Source organism: Streptomyces sp. AC1-42W (genome assembly GCF_003248355.1).
Classification (GTDB): domain Bacteria; phylum Actinomycetota; class Actinomycetes; order Streptomycetales; family Streptomycetaceae; genus Streptomyces.
Map to the genome: position 1 here is coordinate 3,637,269 of NZ_QKWY01000001.1, position 24,676 is coordinate 3,661,944.

Annotated in this window: 22 protein-coding genes and 1 riboswitch; of the genes, 16 read left to right on the plus strand and 6 right to left on the minus strand. The window is 75.1% G+C overall.

The annotated features are described in order from the left end of the window. Positions 1–96: 96 nt before the first annotated feature. Positions 97–1,587: a sugar transferase gene (locus DNK56_RS16650; protein WP_199563738.1), complete on the minus strand. Its 1,491-nt coding sequence runs from the start codon at positions 1,585–1,587 to the stop codon at positions 97–99. 426 nt (positions 1,588–2,013) lie between these two features. Here DNK56_RS16650 and DNK56_RS16655 point away from each other — a divergent pair, with 426 nt between their 5' ends. Beyond that, a complete protein-coding gene (locus DNK56_RS16655; protein WP_111334823.1) occupies positions 2,014–3,273 on the plus strand; it encodes a D-arabinono-1,4-lactone oxidase in 1,260 nt (419 codons plus the stop codon). Between the two features lie 9 nt (positions 3,274–3,282). Here DNK56_RS16655 and DNK56_RS16660 read toward each other — a convergent pair whose 3' ends face one another. Together DNK56_RS16660 and DNK56_RS16665 are read right to left on the minus strand one after the other, a co-directional pair. Continuing rightward, complete coding sequence (locus tag DNK56_RS16660) at positions 3,283–4,278, minus strand: MASE1 domain-containing protein (protein WP_111334825.1); 996 nt, start codon at positions 4,276–4,278, stop codon at positions 3,283–3,285. A 67-nt stretch (positions 4,279–4,345) separates the two neighbouring features. Further along, on the minus strand, positions 4,346–5,173 hold the full coding sequence (locus DNK56_RS16665; RefSeq protein ID WP_111334827.1) for a PP2C family protein-serine/threonine phosphatase: 828 nt from the start codon (positions 5,171–5,173) through the stop codon (positions 4,346–4,348). Positions 5,174–5,423: 250 nt separating this feature from the next. Here DNK56_RS16665 and DNK56_RS16670 point away from each other — a divergent pair, with 250 nt between their 5' ends. Both DNK56_RS16670 and DNK56_RS16675 read left to right on the plus strand, forming a co-directional pair. Next, entirely contained in the window at positions 5,424–5,723 is a 300-nt protein-coding gene (locus DNK56_RS16670; protein ID WP_111334829.1) for a DUF1876 domain-containing protein, read from the plus strand. 83 nt (positions 5,724–5,806) lie between these two features. Then, on the plus strand, positions 5,807–6,445 hold the full coding sequence (locus DNK56_RS16675) for a DUF6629 family protein (RefSeq protein ID WP_111334831.1): 639 nt from the start codon (positions 5,807–5,809) through the stop codon (positions 6,443–6,445). A gap of 13 nt (positions 6,446–6,458) precedes the next feature. Here the strand turns inward: DNK56_RS16675 and DNK56_RS16680 are convergent, their stop codons facing one another. Further along, positions 6,459–8,531, minus strand: coding sequence for a SpoIIE family protein phosphatase (locus DNK56_RS16680; protein WP_111334833.1), 2,073 nt, complete (start codon positions 8,529–8,531; stop codon positions 6,459–6,461). 239 nt (positions 8,532–8,770) lie between these two features. Here DNK56_RS16680 and DNK56_RS16685 point away from each other — a divergent pair, with 239 nt between their 5' ends. Continuing rightward, on the plus strand, positions 8,771–10,648 hold the full coding sequence (locus DNK56_RS16685; RefSeq protein ID WP_111334835.1) for a rhamnogalacturonan lyase: 1,878 nt from the start codon (positions 8,771–8,773) through the stop codon (positions 10,646–10,648). A 51-nt stretch (positions 10,649–10,699) separates the two neighbouring features. Here the strand turns inward: DNK56_RS16685 and pgm are convergent, their stop codons facing one another. Both pgm and DNK56_RS16695 read right to left on the minus strand, forming a co-directional pair. Further along, a complete protein-coding gene (gene pgm / locus DNK56_RS16690) occupies positions 10,700–12,340 on the minus strand; it encodes a phosphoglucomutase (alpha-D-glucose-1,6-bisphosphate-dependent) (protein WP_111334837.1) in 1,641 nt (546 codons plus the stop codon). Positions 12,341–12,398: 58 nt separating this feature from the next. Next, entirely contained in the window at positions 12,399–13,112 is a 714-nt protein-coding gene (locus DNK56_RS16695; RefSeq protein ID WP_111334839.1) for a 4'-phosphopantetheinyl transferase family protein, read from the minus strand. 202 nt (positions 13,113–13,314) lie between these two features. Here DNK56_RS16695 and DNK56_RS16700 point away from each other — a divergent pair, with 202 nt between their 5' ends. From DNK56_RS16700 to DNK56_RS16750, 12 genes are all read left to right on the plus strand, one after another. Next, positions 13,315–13,641, plus strand: a complete 327-nt coding sequence (locus DNK56_RS16700; protein WP_111334841.1) for a cupin — start codon at positions 13,315–13,317, stop codon at positions 13,639–13,641. Between the two features lie 50 nt (positions 13,642–13,691). Next, complete coding sequence (locus DNK56_RS16705; RefSeq protein WP_111334843.1) at positions 13,692–14,318, plus strand: GNAT family N-acetyltransferase; 627 nt, start codon at positions 13,692–13,694, stop codon at positions 14,316–14,318. Between the two features lie 124 nt (positions 14,319–14,442). After that, on the plus strand, positions 14,443–15,315 hold the full coding sequence (locus tag DNK56_RS16710) for an ABC transporter substrate-binding protein (protein ID WP_111334845.1): 873 nt from the start codon (positions 14,443–14,445) through the stop codon (positions 15,313–15,315). A gap of 145 nt (positions 15,316–15,460) precedes the next feature. Beyond that, a complete protein-coding gene (locus DNK56_RS16715) occupies positions 15,461–16,393 on the plus strand; it encodes a carbohydrate kinase family protein (protein ID WP_111334847.1) in 933 nt (310 codons plus the stop codon). Positions 16,394–16,502: 109 nt separating this feature from the next. Next, a complete protein-coding gene (locus tag DNK56_RS16720; RefSeq protein WP_111334849.1) occupies positions 16,503–17,750 on the plus strand; it encodes a beta-ketoacyl-[acyl-carrier-protein] synthase family protein in 1,248 nt (415 codons plus the stop codon). A 52-nt stretch (positions 17,751–17,802) separates the two neighbouring features. Further along, positions 17,803–19,686: an acyl-CoA dehydrogenase family protein gene (locus tag DNK56_RS16725; protein ID WP_111334851.1), complete on the plus strand. Its 1,884-nt coding sequence runs from the start codon at positions 17,803–17,805 to the stop codon at positions 19,684–19,686. Next, positions 19,683–19,838: a hypothetical protein gene (locus tag DNK56_RS35005; RefSeq protein WP_158558505.1), complete on the plus strand. Its 156-nt coding sequence runs from the start codon at positions 19,683–19,685 to the stop codon at positions 19,836–19,838. The genes DNK56_RS16725 and DNK56_RS35005 overlap by 4 nt, the downstream gene beginning before the upstream one ends. A 92-nt stretch (positions 19,839–19,930) precedes the next feature. Then, positions 19,931–20,191: an acyl carrier protein gene (locus DNK56_RS16730; protein WP_111334853.1), complete on the plus strand. Its 261-nt coding sequence runs from the start codon at positions 19,931–19,933 to the stop codon at positions 20,189–20,191. Continuing rightward, complete coding sequence (locus DNK56_RS16735; RefSeq protein ID WP_111334855.1) at positions 20,188–21,414, plus strand: beta-ketoacyl-[acyl-carrier-protein] synthase family protein; 1,227 nt, start codon at positions 20,188–20,190, stop codon at positions 21,412–21,414. Before DNK56_RS16730 ends, DNK56_RS16735 begins: the two co-directional genes overlap by 4 nt. A 66-nt stretch (positions 21,415–21,480) precedes the next feature. After that, positions 21,481–21,665, plus strand: a riboswitch (cobalamin riboswitch). A 61-nt stretch (positions 21,666–21,726) separates the two neighbouring features. After that, positions 21,727–22,767: an ABC transporter substrate-binding protein gene (locus DNK56_RS16740; protein WP_111334857.1), complete on the plus strand. Its 1,041-nt coding sequence runs from the start codon at positions 21,727–21,729 to the stop codon at positions 22,765–22,767. Beyond that, positions 22,764–23,855: a FecCD family ABC transporter permease gene (locus tag DNK56_RS16745; protein WP_446750421.1), complete on the plus strand. Its 1,092-nt coding sequence runs from the start codon at positions 22,764–22,766 to the stop codon at positions 23,853–23,855. The genes DNK56_RS16740 and DNK56_RS16745 overlap by 4 nt, the downstream gene beginning before the upstream one ends. Beyond that, entirely contained in the window at positions 23,852–24,631 is a 780-nt protein-coding gene (locus DNK56_RS16750) for an ABC transporter ATP-binding protein (RefSeq protein ID WP_111334860.1), read from the plus strand. Before DNK56_RS16745 ends, DNK56_RS16750 begins: the two co-directional genes overlap by 4 nt. Positions 24,632–24,676: the final 45 nt, after the last annotated feature.

Sequence of the window (24,676 nt, forward strand, 5' to 3'; positions counted from 1 at the left end):
GCACCCGCCCGACCCGGTGGCCCGCACCCGCCCGCGGCGGGCGGGCCACCCCGGCCCCGGCTCCCGTCACTCCGGCCTCCATACCGGCCCCCGCTCTCAGTACGCCCCGCGGCCGTCGGTGACGGCGCGCAGCGTACGGGCCATGAGCCCCATATCCGTGGCCACCGACCAGTTGTCGACGTACCAGAGGTCCAGCGAAACGGTCTCCTGCCAGGACAGGTCCGAGCGGCCGCTGACCTGCCACAGGCCCGTCAGACCGGGTTTCACCGCGAGCCGGCGCAACTCGCGCTCGTCGTAGCGGGACACCTCGTCCGGCAGCGGCGGACGCGGACCTACCAGGGACATGTCACCCTTGAGCACGTTGATGAGCTGGGGCAGTTCGTCCAGGGACGAGCGGCGCAGCAGCCGGCCGATGCGGGTGACCCGGGGGTCGCGGCGCATCTTGAACATCGGGCCGTCGTTCTCATTCGCCGCCGTCAGCCGCGCCCTGCGCTGCTCGGCGTCCGCCACCATCGTGCGGAACTTCCACATGACGAACGGCCGGTTGTGCTGCCCCTGGCGGACCTGCCGGTGGAAGACCGGCCCCTTCGAGGTGAGCCGCACCGCCGCCGCGATCAGCAGCAGGAACGGGGCCAGGGCGGTCAGGCCGCACACGGCGCCCGCCCGGTCCACCGCGGCCTTGAGCACCGGCTGGAGCCCCCGGCGCCGCGGCGGCACGATGTGCAGCAGGGTCAGCCCGGCCACCGACGAGGGGCGCACCCGGTCCGCCGCGGTCTCCGAGAGGTGGGAGAGCACGGAGAGTTCGAGCCCGCCGTCGTGCAGCCCCCAGGACAGGCGCCGCAACCGGTCCTCGGTGAGCCGCGGTCCCGGCACCACCAGGGCGAGGTTCGCCTCATGGGAGAAGGCCGCGCCCAGTACCGTGGAGGCGTCGTCCCCCGCGGGCTCCGGAGCCAGCCGTCCCGGCACCGGTACCTCGCAGGTCAGCGGGGTTGTGCCGACGGGCAGGGCCGCCACCACGAGATGGCCGTGGCCCGCCCGCGAGGTCAGCAGCCCCACCGCCCGGTCCACGCCCTCCGCCTCGCCGACCACCAGCACCCGGCGCACCGTGCGGCGCCGCCCGGACCAGTGGATGCCGCGCGCCCCCGAGGTGCCCGCGGCCGTCAGCAGGCCGGGTACGAGCGCCACCACGGCCGCCGCCGGGTCGATGGACCGGTCGATCGCGGTCCACAGCACCGCCAGCACACCGATGAGCAGCAGCCAGTCGCCGGGCGTGGTCAGTGCCCCCGATGGCCGCCCCGGTACGCGTAACGCGTATCTGCCCCGCGCGGCCCGCACCCCGCACCACACCGCGGTGGCCGCGAGCGCCCCGGCGAGGGCGCCGGGCTGTCCGCCGGCGCGGAGCACGAGCCAGGCCGGTAACCCCAGGCCGACCGCCTCGACGCATACCACCAGGGGCGGTAACCGGCCGGCGCCCACCGACCGGGCGGCGCGTCCCCGCGGCACGGCCGAAACCCGCGGGTGGCGCGAGCCCCGGCCGGACGGCAGGCCGGACGAAGTCCTCGGACGTGGCGCCCCCGCCAGTCCCACGGGCCTCGGTATATCGGATTCGGGTAGCTCGACATGCCCCATGAACCCCCCAGTCATAGTCGCATCGCCATACAGTGGCGTCTCCGCCGATCCCGTGGATGGCGGACGCGCCTTCGCTCGGTGCACGATATCCACACACATGGCATTTCGCTGGAGTTCCGGTGAAGTTCAGACAGGCGCGGCGATCCGGGACTCGTCCCGATCCGTACCGGATCTCAGGTTCTGTGCGCACGTGTTGGTATGTGGGCCACAGCGTTGTCGGCGGGTGTGCGGACATGTATCTCGGTTTCCCCCACTACGGTACGTGCCCGCACGGTGGTGGGGGCGGTATTCGGCCCGCTCGCCTCCGGGTGCCCGAAAACCGTCTGGGAGAATGCGGTGCCGGGGGAGACGTACCCGGCACCACGAACGGAAGAGGTAGGCACGGTGACCCCCGCGGCGAAGAACTGGGCCGGCAACATCACCTTCGGCGCGAGGCGGCTGTGCGTACCGCGCTCGGTGCGCGAACTGCGCGAGACGGTGGCCGCCCCCGACGCGGTACGCCCCCTGGGCACCCGGCACTCCTTCAACACCGTCGCCGACACCACCGGCGACCACATCTCGCTCGCGGGCCTGCCGCGCACCGCCGACATCGATGTCCCCGGCCGCACGGTCTCCCTCACCGCGGGGCTCGCCTACGGCGAGTTCGCCGCCGAACTGCACGAGCGCGGTCTCGCCCTGGCCAACCTGGGCTCGCTGCCGCACATCTCCGTGGCCGGAGCCGTCGCCACCGGCACACACGGTTCCGGTGTGGGCAACCGCTCCCTGGCGGCCGCCGTGCGCGGCCTCACCCTGGTGACGGCCGACGGCGGGACGCGCACCCTGGGGCGCCACGACGCCGACTTCCCCGGCGCGGTGGTGTCCCTGGGCGCACTCGGTGTGGTGACCTCGCTGGACCTGGACCTGGTGCCCGCCTTCGACGTACGCCAGTGGGTGTACGCGGACCTGCCCGAGGCCACCCTGACCGCGCGCTTCGACGAGGTGATGTCCGCCGCGTACAGCGTCAGCGTCTTCACCGACTGGCGCCCCGGACCGGTCGGCCAGGTGTGGCTGAAGCGGCGGGCGGACGACGGCGGCCCCGACCCGGTGCCCGCCGGGTGGCTGGGCGCCCGCCTCGCGGACGGCCCCCGGCACCCGGTCCCCGGCATGCCCGCCGGGAACTGCACCCGCCAGCAGGGTGTGCCCGGTCCGTGGTTCCGGCGACTTCCGCACTTCCGGATGGAGTTCACCCCCAGCAACGGCGACGAACTCCAGTCGGAGTACTTCGTGGCCCGCCGGGACGCCGTCGCCGCGTACGAGGCGCCGGCCCGGATGCGCGAGCGGATCGCCCCGGTGCTCCAGGTGTCCGAGATCCGCACGGTCGCCGCCGACGAGCTGTGGCTGAGCCCCGCGTACGGCAGGGACTCGGTGGCGTTCCACTTCACCTGGGCGCCGGACGCGGCCGCCGTCGCACCGGTCGTCGCTCGGATCGAGGAGGCGCCGGCCCCGTTCGGTGCCCGGCCGCACTGGGGCAAGGTGTTCACCACCGCCCCCGAGGTGCTGCGCACGCTGTACCCGCGCTACGCGGACTTCGAGGCGCTGATGGCCCGCCAGGACCCGGACGGCGTCTTCCGCAACCGGTTCCTGGACCGCTGCTTCCCGCGCTGAGCCGCGCGTTCAGCGGGCGCGGCGCTCGTCCTGGGCGCGGGAGGGCCAGGCGGTGGCGGACCGGCCGGGTGCGAGCTGGTCCACCACCTCGGCCAGTTCCTCGCAGGCGCTCTCGATGCGGCGCCGGACGTTGTCCTGTTCGGTGACGACGGCGGCGAGCAGCAGCGCGGTGAGGGACACGGCCCCGTTCAGCACGGTGAGGCTGATCATCACCTCCACCATGGTGTGCTCCTGGAAGGGGCCGTTCCCGGCGGTGCCCGCCAGCACAGCGAGCACCGACACCAGCAGGGCGCAGGGCGCGGTCCCGGCGAGCTGGAAGCGCAGGGCGGCCCAGATGAGGATCGGGAACACCAGATAGACCATCGACAGCGTGCTCCGGGTGGCCACCACCGCGACCGCGACCGCGACGACCGAGAGCGCCCCGGCCTCCACCCAGCGGTCGCTGAGCCGGGGCGGCCGGACCCGCCGCAGCACCAGCAGCACCGGCGTCACCATGAGCACCCCCATCGCGTCGCCCGCCCACCAGGCCGCCCAGACCGACCAGAAGTCGGCGGACGCCAGCTTCCCGTCCGCGACGAGCATCCCGGCCCCCGCCGTCGCGCTGATCACCATCGGGAGCATCCCGCCGAGGAACACCAGCACGATCCCGTCGCGCAGCCGGTCCAGCTCCACGCGGAAACCGGCCCGGCGCAGCATCAGATACGCGCACAGGGGCGCCAGGGTGCTGGCCGCCACGGTGACCGCGGTGGCCGGGCGCACCGTCCCGCTCAGCGCGGTGACGACCACCAGCGAGCCGATCGCGATGCCGGGCCAGACCCGCACCCCCAGGCACAGCAGGGCGCCCAGCGCGACCCCGGTCGGCGGCCACAGCGGGGTCACCACGGCCCCCTGCACGGTCACCTGCCGCAGCAGCCCCAGCCGCGCCGACCCGTAGTAGACGACGGCGACGGCCGCCACACGCAGCACCGCGACCAGGTATCTGCGGGTCTTCTCACTGCGGATCACGCCTCTCATCAGACACCGGCCCACGGGCTCACGGCGGCGTGACACGCACGGGCGGCCGGAGCCCGCCTCATCCGCCGGACGCGAGGCGCTCGTGGCGCAGGACCAGCACCGCCGCGTCGTCCTCGTGCCCGGTGTGCTCGGCGGCGCCCAGGATCGCGTCGGCCAGCGCCTCCGCGTCCTCGCCCGTCCGGGACCGGGCGAGCCGCACCACCTCGGCGAGACCGTCGTCCAGCGAGTACGAGGGGCCCTCGACCACCCCGTCCGTCATCAGCACGAAGACGCCCTCGTCGGCGAGCTGCCGGGTGGTGACCGGGTACTCCTCGCCGGGCAGCACCCCCAGGGGCAGCCCGCCCTCGTCGTCCGTGGTGCCCGCCCGGCCGTCCGCTGTGGCCCAGACGGCGGCCACATGGCCGGCCCGCGCGCTGCGCAGCAGCCGGGTCACGGGGGCGATGCTGACGAAGGTGCAGGTCGCCAGGAGACTGGAGTCCGCGCCCAGCAGGACGTCGTTGGTGCGGCGCATGACCTCGCCCGGATCGGCGTCCGCCACCGCGAGGGCGCGCATCGCGATGCGGATCTGGCCCATGAAGGCCGCGGCCTCCACGTCATGGCCCTGGACGTCCCCGATGGCGAACGCCAGCGAGCCGTCGGGGAGCACGAACCCGTCGTACCAGTCGCCGCCGATGTCCAGCCCGCCGCGCGCCGGGGAGTAGCGGGCTGCGCTGCGCAGGCCGGGCAGCGAGGGCAGGTCGGAGGGGAGCATCTCCCGCTGCAGCGCCTCGGCCAGCTCCACCCTCGCCTGGTGCAGTTCCACCTCGCGGCGGGCCCGTGACGTGAGGTCGTGAAGGGTCGTGAGCAGTTCGTCGGAGCTGGCCGACCGGGGACGACGCCGGTTCATGGGCCGCTCCGCGGGGGCAGTGGGGTGGCGGGCAGGAGAGGGCGGGCCGCACCCCGGAGCGGTTCGGCCGGGGTGCCGGGGCGGCCGCGGCCACGATGGCCGACGCCCTGTCCGCATCCTATTTCGGCGCGGGTCCGGGCGCAGGCCGGGGCGGGTGGACGGGCGGCGGCGGCCGGTCGGGGGGATGCTGGAGGTGGACCCGTGCGGCGGCCCGCGCCCGCCGGCCGGCGCGGGCCGCGGGAGGTATGCGATGAACCGCACGCTGGAATGGACGGTGCGGGTCGAGCTGTCGCAGGACGGCGGAACGACCCGCGCGGAGGCGGTGCTGGACACGGGCACCGCGAAACTCACCGGCCAGGGCATCGCCCGGTGCAGTCCCCAGGACCCGGACGTGCCCACGATCGGCGACGAGGTGGCGGCGAGCCGTGCCATGCACGACGTGGCCGGGCAGCTGATGAGCGTGGCCGACCGTGCCATCGGCGAGTCCGGCGCGGGCCGGCCGGACGAGCCGGTGCCGCCGCCGTACGCCTGGTCGGACGCGACGGCCTGAAGCAGGCGCGGCAACGTCATGCACCGGTCAATATGTGTGTGTCCCTCTTCTCCGGCCGCCCCGGCGGCCCGTAGCGTGGCCGCATGTGCTGGAGCGCGACCGCCGACCTCGTCGCGGGCGGCGCGGTGGCCGCGCTCGGCGCCGCCTGCGTGGCCCGTACCCGCAGGCCGCGCGATCTGCCGCTGGCGGCGCTGCCGCTGCTCCTGGGCGCGCACCAGCTGATCGAGGCAGCCGTCTGGCGGACGGACGACGGGAGCGGACCGGCCACCCTCGCCTGGGCCGTCGTCGCCCTGCCGCTGCTGCCCCTGTGGGTGCCGCTCGGCGTGCTGTGCGCCGCCCCGCGCCGGGCGCGGCGCCGGCTCGCCGTGCCCCTGGCCGCCGGGGCGGCGACCGCCGCCGTCCTCGCGTACTGCCTGGCGACCCGGCCGGTGACCGCCGAGGTGCGCGGGCACACCCTCGGCTACGCGGTGGACCTGCCGTACCCCCGGCTGCTGGTGGCCGGCTATCTGCTGGCCACCATCGGCGCGCTGCTGCTGTCCGGCGACCGCCGGCTGGCCCTGCTCGGCGTGCTCGTCGCGGGCGGGGCGGCGCTCTGCGCGGCGCTGTGGCGGTACGAGTTCATCTCGACGTGGTGCGCGTTCGCCGCCGTCTGCTCGGTGGTCCTGCTCGGCTGGTCGGGGCGGCGGCCCGAACCGGAGGAACCCCGGGCGGCCGGGTCCTGACAGGGCCGGTACGTCAGGAGTCCTGGTCCGGGATCTCCTGCTCCGTCCACAGCGCCTTGCCGTCGGTGCTGTAGCGGGTGCCCCAGTGGTTGGCGAGCTGCGAGACGATGAACAGACCGCGCCCGCCCTCGTCGACCGTACGGGCGTGGCGCAGATGCGGGGCCACCGGACTGGTGTCGTGCACCTCGCAGGTCAGCGTGCGGTCCAGCAGCACCCGCAGCCGCACCGGCGGGGTGCCGTAGCGGACGGCGTTGGTGATCAGCTCGCTGACGATCAGCTCCGTCGCCTCGATGGTGTCCTCGTCCAGGTCCCAGCCCTCCAGCCGGTCCCGGACCAGGGTGCGGGCCACCGAGGGCGTCGTCCGGTCGTGGGCCAGCTCCCAGGTCGCCACCCGGTCCGCCGGCACCACGCCCGTCCGGGCGAGCAGCAGCGCGGCCCCGTCCGGATCGGCCTCGGCCGGCAGGTTGTAGACGATCGCGTCGCACAGTTCCCGCAGCCGGCGCTCCGGAAAGGCCAGCGCCTCCCGCACCCGCTCCACCGACTCCGCCTCGGGCAGCAGCGCGTCGGTCAGGAACGCCAGCACACTGCCCTCGGGCAGCCGCACCGAACCGGTCGCGAAGGGCGCGCTGTCGTCCGAGAAGAGCGCCGGACCCTCCGGGACGTCCAGGGTCAGCGGGGTGCCGTCGGGGCCCACGGCGACCGGTGCCGGATGCCCCGCACGCGCCACCGTGCACACCTGCGTGAACGGGTCGTACACCGCGTACAGGCAGGTCGCGGTCAGCGGCTGGCGGTGCAGCGCGTCGCCCGGCGGCAGCGATCTGCGCTCGTCCACCAGCCGGTCCGCCGTGTCGTTCAGCCGGGCGAGTACCTCGTCGGGCTCCAGGTCGAGGCCCGCCAGCGCCTGGATCACGGTGCGCAACTGGCCCATGGTGATGGCCGTCTGGAGCCCGTGCCCGGCCACATTGCCGATGATGAGCGCGGTCCGGGCGCCGGAGAGCCCGATGGTGTCGAACCAGCAGCCGCTGTTGCGCCCCGGCAGCAGCACGTGCGCGGTCTCGATCGCCACATGGGCGCCGTCGTGCTGGGGGAGGAGCCGCCGCTGCACGGTCGAGGCGATCACATGCTCGCGGGCGTAGCGCAGCGCGTTCTCGATGCTCAGCGCCGTGTGGGCGGCGGCGGTCACCGCGAGGGTGAGGTCGCGTTCGTCGTAGTGGTCGCCCCCGTGCCGGTACAGGCTCACCAGGCCGAGGACGGAGCCGTGCAGTTTCAGCGGAACCACGATCAGGGAATGGGCGCCGATCGCCTCGATCATCCCGCGCGTCGGCGGGTCGGCGTCCAGCCACGGCGTGTCCGGCCCCAGCTCGACCAGCCGGGGCCGCAGATCGGTGACGGCGAGCGCGAACGGGGTCGACTCGGGCAGCCTGCGCAACTCGCCGACCAGGTTGTCCGGCGCCGTCCCCGTCCCCCGCACCGCGGCCCGGCGCAGCGGCACGTCCCGGCGCAGCGGGCTGAGCGGCGGATCGGCGCCCCGCAGCACCTCGTCCACCACCTCGACCACGGCAAGATCGGCGAACGCGGGCACCAGCGCCGCCACCAGCCCCTCGCAGGTGGCCGCCACATCCAGCGAGTGGCCCGCCCCCCTGCGCACCGCCGACAGCACATCGGCCCGTACGTGCGCCTTCTCCGTTTCGTCGACGTCCACCACGGCCGCCAGCACCCCGAGCGGGCGGCCGTGGGCGCCGTCCAGCCGGTGCAGCGTCACATCCAGGCCGCGGGAGGGGCTGGGGGCCAGGGCGAGCCGGCCGCGCGCGGCGCGGTTGAGCACCGGCTCGCCGGTCCGCAGCACCTCGCGCAGCAGCCGCTCCGCCTGCCCGGGATCGTCCAGCCGGTACGCCTCGGTGAAGTGGAGGCCCAGGATGCGGTCCGGGTCCACCTTCTCGCTGAGGGCGTTGACGCGGACCACCCGCAACTCGGTGTCCAGCACATGCAGCCCCACCGCGGACTGGCGGAACAGCGTCTCCAGGAGCGCCTGGGCCATCTCCCCGCCCGGGTCCGCGCCAGGGGCCGTGGCACCGGTGTCCGACACGTCGCACCCCCAACGGGCTCCGCCGCCCTGCCGATCGGCAGCTCTCCGGACAGCCTGCGCGCCCCCGCCCCCACCGGCCACCGCGCCGCGGCGAACGGGTGAGCCGGCGGCGTACACGACCCGGGTGGCTCCCGCCTGACCGGGCGGGGCGTACGGGTTCCCGGCGAGGCGGCAACCTTTCCGGAACCGGCGGCCACTGAGGAGTACCCCACCCACCCCCACTCCGGAAGGCACGCACCGTGGTTCTCGGACACCCCCGTACCACCGGCAGACCCCGTACCACCCGGACCCGCACCCTGCTCGGCGCCGTCACCGCCGGACTCCTCGCCACCACCGCGCTGGTCGTCACCGGCCAGACCTCGCACGCCGCCACCGCGCGGCAGGTGGAGGCGCTGGACCGGGGCGTCGTCAGCGTCCACACCGGTAGCGGAAACCTCGTCAGCCGGCGCTGGCTCGCCACCGACCCCGACACGGTCGCGTTCAACGTCTACCGCGCCGGTACGAAGGTCAACTCCTCGCCCGTCACCGGCTCGACCAACTACTTCCACGCCGGAGCGCCCAGCTACGCCGACTACACCGTGCGCGCCGTCGTCAACGGCGTCGAGCAGGGCGACTCCGCGCACGCCATCCAGTTCCGGGCCGGCTACAAGGACGTGCCCATCAGCCCGCCGCCGGGCGGCACGACCCCGGACGGCGTCCCGTACACCTACGAGGCCAACGACGTCTCCGCCGGCGACCTCGACGGGGACGGCGCGCTCGACTTCGTACTGAAGTGGCAGCCCACCAACGCCAAGGACAACTCCCGGTCCGGCTACACGGGCAACACCGTCGTAGACGGCGTCAGGCTCGACGGCACCCGCCTCTGGCGCGTCGACCTGGGCCGCAACATCCGCTCCGGCGCGCACTACACCCAGTTCCAGGTGTACGACTACGACGGCGACGGCCGGGCCGAAGTGGCGATGAAGACCGCCGACGGCACCGTCGACGGCCGGGGCACGGTGCTCGGCAGCGCGTCGGCCGACCACCGCAACTCCGCCGGCTACGTGCTGTCGGGCCCCGAATACCTCACCATGTTCAACGGGCTGACCGGCGCCGCCATGGGCACCGTCGACTACGTCCCGGCGCGCGGCAGCGTCTCCTCCTGGGGCGACGGCTACGGCAACCGCGTCGACCGCTTCCTGGCCGGCACCGCCTACCTCGACGGCGGCAGGCCCTCACTGATCATGGCCCGCGGCTACTACACGCGCACCGTGATCGCCGCCTGGGACTGGCGCGGCGGGGCCTTCACCCGGCGCTGGACCTTCGACACCAACAGCTCCACCAACACCGGCCGCGGCTACGACGGCCAGGGCAACCACCAGCTGTCGGTGGCCGATGTGGACGGCGACGGCCGGGACGAGATCGTCTACGGGGCGATGGCGGTGGACGACGACGGCCGCTCCCTGTGGACCACGCGCAACGGCCACGGCGACGCCATGCACGTCGGCGACCTGGACCCGGCGCGGCCGGGCCTGGAAGAGTTCAAGGTGGACGAGGACGGCTCGAAGCCCTCGTCCTGGATGGCCGACGCGCGGACCGGGCAGATCATCTGGTCCACCCCGGCCGGCGGCGACAACGGACGCGGTGTCAGCGGCGACATCTGGGCGGGCAGCGCGGGCGCCGAGTCCTGGTCGTCGGCGGCCTCCGGGATACGCGACCCGCACGGCACCGTGGTGGCGAGCCGCAAACCGTCCAGCACCAACTTCCTCGCCTGGTGGGACGGGGACACCACGCGCGAGCTGCTGGACGGCACCCACATCGACAAGTACGGCACCTCGGGCGACACCCGGCTGCTGACCGCGGCCTCCGTGCACTCCGACAACGGCACCAAGGCCACCCCGGCCCTCTCCGGCGACCGGCGCGAGGAAGTGGTCTGGCCCACCGTGAACAACACCGCGCTGCGCATCTACTCCACGCCGTACGAGACCGGTACCAGGATCACCACCCTGCTCCACGACACCACCTACCGCACCGCGCCGGCCTGGCAGAACACCGCCTACAACCAGCCGCCGCACCCCGGCTTCTTCATCGGGAGCGGCATGCCGCCCGCGCCGAGGCCCACCGTGCGGACGCCCTGAGCGGATGACCGTTCCCCCCGGTGCCGGGCCGGGAGGAACGGTCCCGCCGGATCAGGCGCCGAGCGCCGCCGAGACCACGGCCCTGGCCTCCTCCTGGACCCGGCCCAGGTGCTCGGCGCCCCGGAAGGACTCCGCGTAGATCTTGTACACGTCCTCGGTGCCCGAGGGGCGGGCGGCGAACCAGGCGTTCTCGGTGGTCACCTTGATGCCGCCGATCGCCGCCCCGTTGCCGGGCGCCGAGGTCAGGACGCCGGTCACCGGCTCACCGGCCAGGGTGTCCGCGGTGACCTGCTCGGGCGACAGACGCGCCAGCACTGCCTTCTGCTCCCGGTCGGCCGGGGCGTCGATCCGCGCGTACGCGGGCTCGCCGAAGCGGGCCGTCAGCGCGGCGTAGCGCCGGGACGGGGACTCGCCGGTGACGGCCAGGATCTCCGAGGCGAGCAGGGCGAGCAGGATGCCGTCCTTGTCGGTCGTCCACACCGAGCCGTCCCGGCGCAGGAACGACGCCCCGGCCGACTCCTCCCCGCCGAACCCCAGCGACCCGTCGGCCAGCCCGTCCACGAACCACTTGAAGCCGACCGGCACTTCGACCAGCCGCCGGCCGAGGTCCGCGGCGACCCGGTCGATCATCCCGGACGACACCAGCGTCTTGCCGACCCCGGCCCCGGACGGCCAGTCCTCCCGGTGCGCGTACAGGTAGTCGATGGCCACGGCCAGATAGTGGTTCGGGTTCATCAGCCCGGCGTCCGGGGTGACGATGCCGTGCCGGTCGGCGTCCGCGTCGTTGCCGGTGGCGATCTGGTAGCGGTCGCGCTGCCCGATCAGCGAGGCCATCGCGTGCGGCGACGAGCAGTCCATCCGGATCTTGCCGTCCCAGTCCAGCGACATGAACCGCCAGGTGGGGTCGGCCAGCGGGTTGACCACGGTCAGATCGAGCCGGTGCTCCTCGGCGATCCGCCCCCAGTACGCCACCGAGGCGCCGCCCAGCGGGTCGGCGCCGATGCGCACCCCCGCCCCGCGCACCGCGTCCAGGTCGAGCACGGACGGCAGGTCCGCCACATAGGTGCCCAGGAAGTCGTACCGGCCGGTGGTGGGGGCGGCGAGCGCGCGTGCGTACGTCACCCGGCGGACCTCCTTGAGGCCGCCCGCGATGATCTCGTTGGCCCGGTCCTGGATCCAGCCGGTCGCGTCCGAGCCGGCCGGTCCGCCGCTCGGCGGGTTGTACTTGAACCCGCCGTCGCCCGGCGGATTGTGGGACGGGGTGACCACCACCCCGTCCGCGAGCCCCGACGTACGGCCCCGGTTGTACGTGAGGATGGCGTGCGACACGGCGGGCGTCGGGGTGTAGCCGTCCCCGGAATCGATCAGCACCCGTACGTCGTTGGCGGCGAACACCTCCAGCGCGGTCACCCGGGCCGGCTCCGACAGGGCGTGCGTGTCCGCCCCCAGGAACAGCGGCCCGTCCGTGCCCTGCCGGGCCCGGTACTCGCTGATGGCCTGGCTCGTCGCCGCGATGTGGTCCTCGTTGAACGCGGTGGCCGTCGACGAGCCGCGGTGCCCGGAGGTACCGAACGCCACCCGCTGGCCGGGCTCGGCCGGATCGGGGTGCAGCGCGTAGTACGCCGTCACCAGCCGTGCCACGTCGGTCAGATCCTCGGGGCGCGCCTGCTGTCCGGCTCGTGCGTGCGGCATCTGCCACTCCTCCGTATCGGTCGGTCGGTGCGAACTGCCATTTTCGCCGGTCGCGGCCCTACTCGGGCGGGCGCCCCGCCGTCCCGGCGGCCACCGCCGCCGCGTACCCGGCCGGGACGGCGACATCGGTGACCGCCCAGCCCGGCGGGTCCAGCGGGTGCGGCCCGGTGCCGATGTGGTCGCGGTGCAGACCGCCCGCGAGGCCGACGCCCTCCCCCTTGAGATACGCCTCCTTGCGGGTCCATACGCGGGCGAAGGCGGCGGGCCGCTCCCGTTGCGGCAGCGCGGCCAGTTCGGCCGCCTCGGCCGGGTGCAGCTGTCCCGCGATCTCCGTCACGACCCGCGGCTCCGGGACGCGTTCGACGTCCACGCCGACCGGCCGGTCCGCGAAGGCCAGCAGCGCGACGCCCCGGGTGTGCGAGAGCGAGAAGTGCACCCCGCCGCCGGTCGCGGGCCGGCCGTGCGGGCCGTCGCAGGACGGGCAGCGCTCCCGGACCAGCCGTACCGCGTCCGGCGCGACGCCCTGGTGGACGCCGAGCAGCAGCCGCAGGGCCACATGGGCGGCGGTGTAGCACTCCCGGTCGGCCGGGAACGCCAGCCGCTCCACCCGGGCGCGCTCGGAGGCGTCGAGGATGCCGGGTGCCAGCCGCCGGACGGCCTCCGCGTTCAGCCCGGTGTCCACCAGCCAGACGGAGGGGGCTCCGGGGCGCCAGGAGGGAGCGGGCCCCCGGTAGCCGTCCTCGGTCAGCGTGAACACGTGGGGCTGGTACACCGTTACGTCGATTCCTCGGCAGGTACGGGCGCTGCGGCGTGCGGACACCGGCGGCGCGGGACGCTCCCATCCTAGGGAAACCCCCGGCGAACCCGACGTGTGTTCGACTCTTCGTCACCGGATGGCCGCTCGCGACCGGCGCGCGGCCGGAATCCGCGCGGCAGGTTCGCGGCCCGGCGGGCGCTGCGGCAGAGTGGGGTCCATGGACGCTCCGAACAATCTCAACGCACTCGCCGCCGAGCACCTGGCCGCCGCCCGCAACTCGCCGCACGGCCGCAGTGCCCACCTCCTGCTCCATCAGGACCCGCTGCGGCAGACCGTCATCGCCCTGACCTCGGGCGCCGCGCTGGACGAGCACAACGCCCCGCCCGCCGCCTCGCTCCAGGTCCTGCGCGGCTCCGTCCGGCTCACCGCGGACTCCGGCGACGTCGAACTGACCCCCGGACAGCTCCACCCGATCCCGCAGGAGCGGCACGGACTGCTCGCCCTGGAGGACGCCGTCGTGCTCCTCACGGCCGTCAACCCGTAACCTCCGCAAATTCCTTGTGGGAGCGCTCTCCCAGTCGGCAGGATGAGCCCGTGAACCCTCTTCCCGGCCCACGGGCCTACCGCCCCGGCGGCAGCGCGGCCCTCTCCGACATCTGCATCCGGACCGCCGACGGCGGCGGCGACGCCCGGCACATCTACCCGGACCACGACCTGGTTCCGTCGATCTTCGCCACGCCCTACGCCCAGCTGGAACCCGATCTGGTCTTCGTCCTGGACGACGGCACCGGCCGCGCGGTCGGCTACATCCTCGGCACCGCCGACACCGCCCGCTTCGCGAAGGAGTTCCGCGAGCGCTGGCTGCCCCTCGTCGCCGACCGCCACCCGCGCCCCGAGGGCCCGCCGGGCAGTCCCGGCGAGGCGATGGCCGCCCTCCTGCACACCCCCGAGCGCATGGTGCTCCCGGAACTCGCCGGACACCCCGCCCATCTGCACATCGACCTGCTGCCCGACTGGCAGCGCAAGGGCTACGGGAAGGCACTGATGCGCACCTTCCTCGCGGCCCTGCACGCCAAGGGGGTCCGGGGCGTCCACCTCTCCATGCTCACCTCCAACACCCCGGCCCGGATCTTCTACGACCGCCTCGGCTTCACCGAGATCGACGTCCCCGACCCCGGCCCCGTCACCTACCTCGGCCGCGGCACCGAGCCGGACCTGTAGGGGCCTTTCCCGGCCGGATCTCCGGACCGTCGCCGTCCCGGAGGATGCCGCCCGCCCCCGCTGGGCAGGTACTCCCCGACCGCCACCGCACGGGCGGCGGGCCACCGTTGGGGAGGCATGTGACGTGAACGAGCGGACCGTGTGGCAATTCACCGACGACCGGGGGCAGTTGTCGGCAACCGGGGAGCGCCCGCAGCGGGTGCTCGCCTACGTCCAGGCCGGGGCGACCCTCTGGGACCACGGCATACGCCCGGCCGGGCTCTTCGGCTCCGGCCACGACGACCCGGCCGCCCCCGACCCCGCCAAGACCGGCTCGCTGCCCCTGGACGGCATCGCGTACGCCGGAGCCGGCGCCGCCCTGGACACGGACGCCCTGCTGCGCGGCGCGCCGGACCTCGTCGTCGCCGTCAGCTACGGCGGCGGCCAGGTCTACGGCCTCGACCCGGAGACCGCCAAGCACCTGGAGGACCGGGTCCCGGTCGTCGTCATCGACGTGGGCCGCGAGCGCACCCTCGCCGGGATCGGCGACCGGTTCGCGGAACTGGCCCGCTCGCTCGGCGCCGGCGAACCCGCTGCCGCCACGCGCGAACGGGACGCCGCCGGGGGCCGGCTGCGCACGCTCACCGCGGGCCCCGCCCGGCCCGGCGTCCTCGCCCTGTCACCGGCCGGCCCGGACGGGGCCCACCTCGCCCGCCCCCGCATGTGGCCCGAGCTGAGCGTCCTGGCCGACCTGGGCGTCAACCTCCTGGAGCCCGCCGAGGGCCCCGGCGCCAACTGGTCCACGACCGGCTGGTCCGAAGCCGCCGCCCTGCGCCCCGGCATCGTCCTCGCCGACATCCGGTCCAACGCCACCCCGCTCACCGAACTGCGCGGCAACGCCGGCTGGGCGGCCCTGACCGACACCGCCCGCGTGGTCCCGTGGAATCCGGAACCGGTGTGCAGCGCCCGCGCCCACGCCCGGTTCCTGAACCTGGTCGCGGACGCGCTGGAGTCCTAGGACACGCTGCGGAAGTCCCGCCTGCCGGACGCCCCCGGTTCGTGCGCCGGAGGGCGGTCGCGTGCGAGGGTGCACGGGTGTCCGGCGTGCCCCGGCGGCCGGACACCCCGTCAGCCGCCCCCGCACACCGGGAGAACCCGCCCCCATGCACGACCGCCCCGACTTCCTGGTCATCGGCGAATGCGTCGCCGACATCGTCCGGCTGCCGGGCGCCCCCGACCGGGTCCACCCCGGCGGCAGCCCGGCCAACGTGGCCCACGGCCTGGCCCGGCTCGGCCACGACACCACCCTGCTCACCCAGCTGGGCCCGGACGACAACGGGCGGCTGATCCGCGCCCACCTCGCCGGGGGAGGGGTCGCGGTGCGCACCGACGACGCCACCGGCCCCACCCCGGCGGCCGTCGTCACCCTGGACGGCGAGGGCCGCGCCTCGTACGCCTTCGAGGTCGCCTGGACCCTGGGCCCGGTCGCCCTCGACCGGCGCCCCCGCCACGTCCACACCGGGTCGATCGCGGCCGTGACCGAACCCGGCGCGGCCACCGTGCACGCCGCCGTCGAGTCGCTGCGGACGACCGCCACCGTGAGCTACGACCCCAATGTGCGGCCCGCCCTGATGGGCGACCACGACACCGCGGTGCGCCGGGTCGAGCGGTGCGCCGGGCTCAGCGACGTGGTCAAGGCCAGCGACGAGGACCTGGAGTGGCTGTACCCCGGCCGGGACGCGGTGGCCGCGGCCGGGCGGTGGCTCGCCACCGGACCCGCCCTCGTCCTGGTCACCCGGGGCCGCGACGGGGCCACGGCGCTGCTGCCCGGCGCACGGGTGGACATCGGCGCGCTCCCCGCCGAGGTCGTCGACACCGTGGGCGCCGGCGACGCCTTCATGTCCGGCACCCTGCACGCCCTCGCCGCCCACGGCCTGCTCGGCGGCGACCGCAGGGAACGGCTGCGCGCGACGGACCCGGACACCGTGCGCGACGTCCTGCGCCACGCGGCGGCGTCCGCGGCGGTCACCGTCGCGCGGGCCGGCGCCAACCCGCCCGACACCGCCGAACTGCGCGCCGCGCTCGACCGCCCCTGACCGACGGCACATTCGGCACCCTCCGCCCGCACCCTGGGCGCCCCCGAACGCGTTCCCCTTGCGAGGACCGGATTCCGGGGAACCGGACGACACAGGGGAGGGCCGTGCCGTGACACGGGACGCGAGGACGACGACCGTGGTGACGGGCCTGGGCCTGGTCACCCCCGTCGGCGACGACGAGGACACCTTCTGGGCCGGGCTCTGCGCGGGCCGCTCGGCCGCCCGGCACCGCCCGGAACTGGCCGGCCTGCCCGCCGACTTCGTCTGCCCGGCCGACCGCACCGACCTGGACGAGGCGCTGGGCGGGCGGACCGGCTGGCGGATGGCCCGGTTCACCAAGATGGCCCTCGTCGCCGCCCGCCGGGCCGTCGCCGACGCCGGACTGCGCCCGCGCGACTGGGACGGGGACCGGGTGGGCGTCGTGCTCGGCGTCGGCGTGGGCGGGGTCCCCGTCCTCGTGGACAGCGTCCTCCGGCTCGACACGAGCGGACCGCAGGCCGTCTCGCCGCTGCTCGCGCCGATGATGATGCCCAACGCGGCGGCCGGTGAGATCGCCATCGACCTGGGGGCCCGCGGCCCCGGCCTCGCCCCGGCCACCGCCTGCGCCTCGGGTGCCACCGCGCTCGCCACCGCGCACGACCTGCTGGCCGCAGGCCGGTGCGACATCGTCGTCGCGGGCGGCGCGGAATCCGTGCTGACGCCCCTGGTGGCCGCCGCCTTCGCCCAGCTCGGCGCGCTCTCGACCCGGACCGGCGACCCGGCCGCCGCCTCCCGCCCCTTCGCCCCCGACCGCGACGGCTTCGTCCTCGGCGAGGGCGCCGCCGTCCTGGTCCTGGAGCGGGCCGGCCACGCCGCCGCCCGATCCGCCCGCCCCCGGGCCGTGCTCGCCGGAACCGGGTCCACCACGGACGCCCACCACCCCACCGCCCCTGACCCCGCAGGCCGCGGCGCCCGGCGCGCCGTCGAGGCCGCGCTCGGCGAGGCGGGCTGGGCCGCGCACCAGGTGGACCACATCAACGCCCACGGCACCTCCACCCCGCTCAACGACGCCATGGAGGCCACGCTGATCGCCGGCCTCTTCCCGCACCGCCCCCCGGTCACCGCCCCCAAGGGAGTCCTCGGGCACACACTCGCCGCCGGGGGCGCCATCGAGGCCGCCGCCACCGTGCTGACCCTGGAACACGGGGTGATCCCGCCGGTCGCCAACCTGGAGGCCCCGCCCACCGAATGGGACATCGACTGCGTCACCGGAGGGCCGCGCCACCACCCGGTCGAGCGGGCCCTCAGCAACTCGTTCGGCTTCGGCGGACACAACGTCGTCCTCGCATTCGAACACGCCGGACACTCCGTCAGGTGAACAACTGCGCGGGTTCCGGTGTCCTGATCGTGCGACGGTCGTTCAGCCTTGTATGACCACCACGCTCGACAGCCCCGGCGCCACGAAGACCGGCGCCGAGCCCCTCGACCGCCCGCTCACCGCCGCACTCCTGGGCGCCGACGCCCGCCGCGAGCACGGATTCTGGCGCCGGCTCGTCGCCACCGAGCCGTTCCGCCTGCCCCCCGGCCCCGAGGCCGGCGGCACCCCGGAGGAACGGCTCGTCCGCGCGTACGCACGGCTGCGCACCCTCAACGACGCGCTGGACAGCGCCGCCCGCCCGGCCGCCGACTTCCGGGCGCTGGCCGCCCTGCACGAGTGGCTGGCGCCCGTCGACCCGGCCCTCGCCACCATCGCCGGAATCCACTACAACCTCTTCCTCGGCAGCCTCCTCGACCACGACGCGGACGGCTCCCGCGACCTCTCGGACTTCCTCGACCTGCGCCGTACCGGCACCTTCCTGTGTACGGAGGTGGCCCACGGGAACGACGCCGCCGCCGTCGAGACGACCGCCACCCACGACCCCGTACGCGACGGGTTCGTCCTGCACACCCCGCACTGCGGCGCGCAGAAGTTCATGCCCAACACCGGCCGGACCGGCGGCCCCAAGTCGGGGCTCGTCGCCGCGCGGCTCGTCGCGGACGGCACCGACCACGGCGTGTTCCTGTTCCTGGTGCCGCTCACCGGCGCCGTCGGACCCCTGCCCGGCGTACGCGTGCGCCGCCTCCCGGCCCGCATGGGCAGCCCCGTCGACCACTGCCTCACCTCCTTCGACCGCGTCTTCGTGACACGCGACGCCCTGCTGTCCGGCCCGCAGGGGCGGATCGGCGACGACGGCGTGTTCCGCAGCGCCGTCGAGGGCCGCAGGCGCCGCTTCCTCGCCTCGATCGCACGGGTGGTCCCCGGCAGGATCTGCATGAGCGCCAGCGCGGTCGGCTCCGCCCGCGCCACGCTGGCCGTCGCCGTGCGGTACGGCGGGCACCGCCAGGTCTCGGCGGGCCGGGGCGGGCGGCGGCTGCCCGTGATGGCCCACCGCACCCACCACGGGCCGCTCGCCGAGGCCATGGCCACCGTCTTCGCCATGAGCCTGCTGCACCGCCGCGTCCTGGACCGCTGGGAGGCGGCCGCGGCGGGGCCCGAGCCCGAACGCGAGGCGGCCGAACTACTGGTCGACGTCGCCAAGGGGTGGATCACCTGGCAGGCCCGCGCGGTCATCGTGGAGTCACGCGAACGGTGCGGCGCCCAGGGGCTGCTGGAGACCAACGGCATGGCCGCGCTGGTGACCGGCGTCGAGGGCGCCATCACCGCCGAGGGCGACAACCTCGCCGTGCACGCCAGGGCCGCCGCCGCACTGCTCGCCGCCGCCGCGGCGGCCGGGCCCGGCCGGGAGCCGGACCCCCCGCTCACCGGGGACCTGGCCGACCCGCGGTTCCTGGCCCGGCTCCTGGGCCGCGCCCAGGACATCTGGTTCGCGCGCGCCGGGGCCCGGGCGGCGCCGGTGGCGCTCGGCGACCCGCTGGAGCGCTGGAACGCGGCGGCCGGCCCGGCGCTGCGCGGCGTCGAGGCCCACGCCTGCCGGCTGGCCGCCGAGGCGTACGTGGACGCCGTCGCGGCGATGCCCCCCGGCCCCGGCCGCGACCGGCTGGGCGAGCTGGCCCGGCTGTTCGCCCTGGGCCGGGTCGCCCGCGAGAGCGGCAACCTGCTCGCGGCCGGCCACCTGAGCGCCGGTCAGGTCGAGGAACTGACCGACCGCATCGAGGAGGCCATCGGCGCGGTCGCCCCCCACCTGCCGGAACTCGCCGACTCCTTCGCCTTCCCGGACGAGGTGCTCGCCGACTGGCCGATCACGGACGCCCGGTACGCCGACGCCTACGACGACCCCGGGGCCCACTGGCACCGGAGGGAGGAGCGCCGGTGAGGAGCGCGTGGGCGCGCCGCGCGGCCGACGCCGTGCGGGCCGCCGGGACCGGGGCGGTGCTCCTCGCGTACTGGACCACCGTCGCCCTGCTCGCACGCGGATGCGGCCCGGCGCGGACGAGCGGTGCCGAATCGGTTCGCCGCAAGGCGTAACCGGATGGTCGCTGCTCAGTTGTTCCGGCGTCGGGACAGTGCGCGCCGGCGCCGGACACCCCCCACCGGATGGACATGAGGAAAGGAAGACCATGAGCACGATTCACCCCCGGATCACCGATGTACTCAGCCGTACCTTCAAGATGCCCGTGGCCGAGATCCTCCCGGATTCCACGATGGACAGCCTGGACATGGACTCCCTCGCGGTCGCCGAGTTCGCCGTCGTGCTCCGGGAGGCCACCGGCGTCGAACTGGACACCGGTACCCTGCACCGGAGCACCACGCTCGCCCAGCTCTCCGACCACCTGCGCGCGGCGGCCGGCGGCGGCAGCCCGGTGGGCAGCACCCGATGAGGACGCCCGCCATCGCCGTCACCGGGCTGGGCATGATCACCCCGGTCGGCAACGACACCGAGTCCACCTGGAACGGTGTGTGCGCCGCGGTCAGCCCGGTCCGCACCGTCCCCGCCCTGGCCGGCTGCGCGATCGACTTCGCCTGCGTGGTCGACGGCATCGACCTGGACGCCGAGATCGGCCGCCGCACCGCCTTCCGGATGGGCCGGTACGTCAAGTTCGCGGTCCTGGCCGCCCGCGAGGCCGTCGCCGACGCCGGGCTCGACCCGGCCGGCTGGGACGGCAGCCGGGTCGCCGTCGTCGTCGGCACCAGCAGCGGCGGCTCCGCCCACCTCACCGACCAGGCGCTGGTCCTGGAGCGGCGGGGCCCGGAGGCGACCTCGCCCGCCGGGGTGCTGCTGACCATCCCCAACATGCCGGCCGCCGAGATCGCGATCGAGATGCGGGCCACCGGACCCAGCATGGCCCCCTGCACGGCCTGCTCGTCCGGTGTCACCGCGCTGTCCGTCGCCCGCGACATGCTCGCCGGCGGGCAGTGCGACGTGGCGATCGCCGGGGCCACCGAGTCGACCGTCTTCCCCATCGCCATGACCGGGTTCGCCCGCTCCGGCGCCGCCGCCCACCCGGACGGCGGCGACCTGTCCCGGCTCTGCCGCCCCTTCGCCGCCGACCGGGCCGGGCTCGTGATGGGCGAGGGCGCCGCCGTCATGGTGCTGGAACGCGCGGCCGACGCCGAGGCCAGGGGCGCCGAGCCGCGCGCCCTGCTCGCCGGCACCGGGGCCACCACGGACGCCCACCACCCCACCAGCCCGCACCCCGACGGCCGGATCGCCCGGGCCGCCGTGGAGGCGGCGCTGCGCGACGCGGGCTGGCGGGCCGGCGACGTCGAGCACGTCAACGCGCACGGCACGGCGACCGTGCGCAACGACGCCGCCGAGGCCGCGCTCATCGGCCGGATGTACCCGCACCGGCCGCCCGTCACCGCCCCCAAGGGCGTCCTCGGCCACTGCATGGGCGCCGCCGGGGCCATCGAGGCGGGGCTGACCGTCCTCACGCTCCAGCGCGGAGTCGTCCCGCCCGTCGCCAACCTGGACGCCCCCGAGCCCGGGTTCGACATCGACTGCGTCACCAAGGAACCGCTGGTCCGGCCCGTCCGCCGGGCCATCAGCCACTCCTTCGGCTTCGGCGGCCACAACGCGGTGGTCGCGCTCCGCCGCCCCTGAGCCGGATGCCCGGCCGCCCGGCCGCCTGCGGGGCCCGCAGGCGGCGCTGAGCTGCGCGGACCCTCGTGGTAGCGTGCCGGAGCCAGTCGAACTCCACCAAGGAGTCAGGGAATCCGGTGCGAATCCGGAACTGACGCGCAGCGGTGAGGGGGACGGGCGGGACCACGGCCACTGGCAGACAGCGTCTGCCGGGAAGGCGTCCCGTCCGCGTGAACCCGAGTCCGAAGACCTGCTGGCGACCGCCGTCCGGACCGGGCGGCGGGTTCCGTACAGGGGGCCCCGCGCCTGGGCCCAGAGACGCCGAGGTACTCCGTGCCGCCCATAGCCGGCCCCGCCCGTTCCGCCGCCCTGCTCACCGCCGCGCTGCTCCTTTTGACGGCCTGCGGCGGATCACCGCCCGGCAGGGCCGACGCCGGGGCGAAGGCGGACGGCTACCCGGTCACGCTGAAGAACTGCGGACGCACCGTCACCGTGGACGCCCCGCCCCGGCGCGCCGTCTCCGTCGACCAGGGCACGACGGAGATCCTGCTCTCGCTCGGCCTCGCGGACCGCCTCGCCGCCACCGCCACCTGGACCGACCCGGTGATGAAGGGCCTGGAGAAGGCCAACGCGGGCGTGCCCCGGATCGCCGACAACCGGCCCTCCTCCGAGAAGGTCCTCGACCAGGAGCCGGACTTCGTCGCCGCCGACTTCGAGTCGACCCTCGCCAAGGGCGGCGTCGCGCCCCGCGAACAGTTCGAGAAACTGGGCGTCCCCACCTATGTGGCCCCGGCCGACTGCACCGCCAAGGACAACACCAAGGACGGCGACGGCGTCCGCACCGGCGCCCTCACCATGGACAGCGTCTACGCCGAAGTGCGCGACCTCGCCCGGGTGTTCGGCGTGCCCGAGCGCGGCGAGAAACTGGTGGCCCGGCTCCGCAGCCGCGTCCGCGAGGCGGCCGACGGCCTCGACGCCTCCGGCACCACCGTCCTGTACTGGTTCGCCAACTCCGAGTCCCCGTACCTGGCGGGCTGCTGCGGGGCGCCCGGCATCATCACCCGCGAACTCGGCCTGAAGAACGTCTTCGACGACACCCACGACGAGTGGCCGCAGATCAACTGGGAGACCGTCGCCGACCGCGACCCGGACGTCCTGGTCATCGGCGACCTCACCCGCAAGTCCCAGACCGCCGAGAGCGCCGCCGGGAAGATCGCCTTCCTGGAGTCCAACCCCGTCACCCGGAACATGGCCGCCGTACGCCACAAGCGCTACGTCCTGCTCAGCGGCCAGGCGATGAACCCGACCATCCGCACCGTCGAGGGCGTGGAACGGGTGGCCGCCGGACTGCGCGGGTTCGGGCTCGCCAAGTGACGGACACCCGCCGCCCCGCCGCCCCGCCCGGCCCCACGGAGCGGACACCCGCCGCCCCCGGCCGCCCCCGGCAGCGCGTCCTGCGCGACGGACTGCTGTGGACCGCCGGCGCCGTGCTGCTCGCCCTGTCCGTCGCGGTCGCCGTCACCATCGGCCCGGCCCGGATCTCCGTCCCCGACGTCTGGTCCGCCGTCGCCGCCCACCTCGGCATCGGCGAGCCCCGGCTCAGCCCGATCCGCGACGGCATCATCTGGAACCTGCGCATGCCCCGCACCCTGCTCGCCGCCGTCTGCGGCGCCGGGCTCGCCGTGTGCGGGACCGTCATGCAGTCCCTGCTGCGCAACCCGCTGGCCGACCCGTTCGTCCTCGGCGTCTCCTCCGGGGCGTCCACCGGAGCGGTCCTGGTCGTCGTGCTCGGCGTCGGCGGGGGAGCGGTGTCGCTGCCGGCCGGGGCGTTCATCGGGGCGCTCTGCTCCTTCGCCCTGGTGATGCTGCTCAGCCACACCCTCGGCGGCTCCACCGACCGCGTCGTGCTCTCCGGGGTCGCCGCCATGCAGCTGTTCTCGGCGCTCACCTCCTTCGTCGTGATGACCGCCGCCGACGCCGAACAGACGAGGGGAGTGCTCTTCTGGCTCCTCGGCTCGCTCGGCGGGGCCGGCTGGAGCGACGTACGGATCTGTGCCGCCGTCCTCGCGGTGAGCCTGGCGGTCTGCCTCGGCCACGCCCGGACACTGGACGCGTTCGCCTTCGGCCAGGACGCGGCCGCCGCCCTCGGGGTGAACGTCGCCCGCACCCGGACCGTCCTGCTCTGCGCCACCGCCCTGCTCACCGCCGCCCTCGTCAGCGCGGCCGGCGCCATCGGCTTCGTCGGCCTGGTCCTGCCGCACGCGGCCCGTGCGCTCACCGGCTCCGGCCACCGCAGACTGCTGCCGGTCACCGCGCTCGCCGGGGCCGTCTTCCTGGTCTGGGCCGACACCCTCGCCCGGACCGTCCTCGACCCGCAGGAGGTTCCGGTGGGCGTCGTCACCGCCCTGATCGGGGTGCCCGCCTTCGTCCTCGTCCTCCACCGCACCAGGCGGGCGGCATGAGCGGGGCGGCGGCCGGCGGGCTGCGGGCGGACCGGGTCGGCCGCGAGGCGGCGGGCCGGCTCCTGCTGGACGGCGTCACCCTCGCCCCCGGACCCGGCACCACCGTGGGCCTGATCGGCCCCAACGGCTCCGGCAAGTCCACGCTGCTGCGCATCCTGGCCGGAGTCCTCGCCCCGCACACGGGCGTCGTCACCCTGGACGGCGCCCCCCTGGCCGCGACCGGCCGGCGCGCCGTGGCCCGGCGGGTCGCCGTCGTCGACCAGCACGCCGTCACGCAGGAGGAGCTCAGCGTCCTGGACGTCGTACGCCTGGGCCGCATCCCGCACCGCCGCGCCTGGTCCGCCCCCACCGGCGAGGACGCGGCCGCGGTGGACGAGGCGCTGGAACGCACCGGCCTCACCGACCGGCGCGACCAGTCCTGGCACACCCTCTCCGGCGGGGAGCGCCAGCGCGTCCAGATCGCCCGCGCGCTGGCCCAGCGCCCCCGCGAACTCCTGCTGGACGAACCCACCAACCATCTGGACATCCAGCACCAGCTGGAACTGCTCTCGCTGGTCACCTCGCTGCCGCTGACCGCCGTCATCGCCCTGCACGACCTCAATCTGGCCGCCATGTTCTGCGACCGGATCGTGGTCCTGGACCGGGGACGCGCGGTCGCGGCGGGCAGCCCCGCGCAGGTGATCACCGAGGAGCTGATCCGGGACGTCTACCGGGTGCGGTCCGTGGTCACCCCGGACGGGCCGGGCGGCCGGCCCTCGGTGCGCTTCCTGCCCTGACCACCCGCACCGGCCCCGGCGCACGGGAGGGCGGACCCGTCCCGC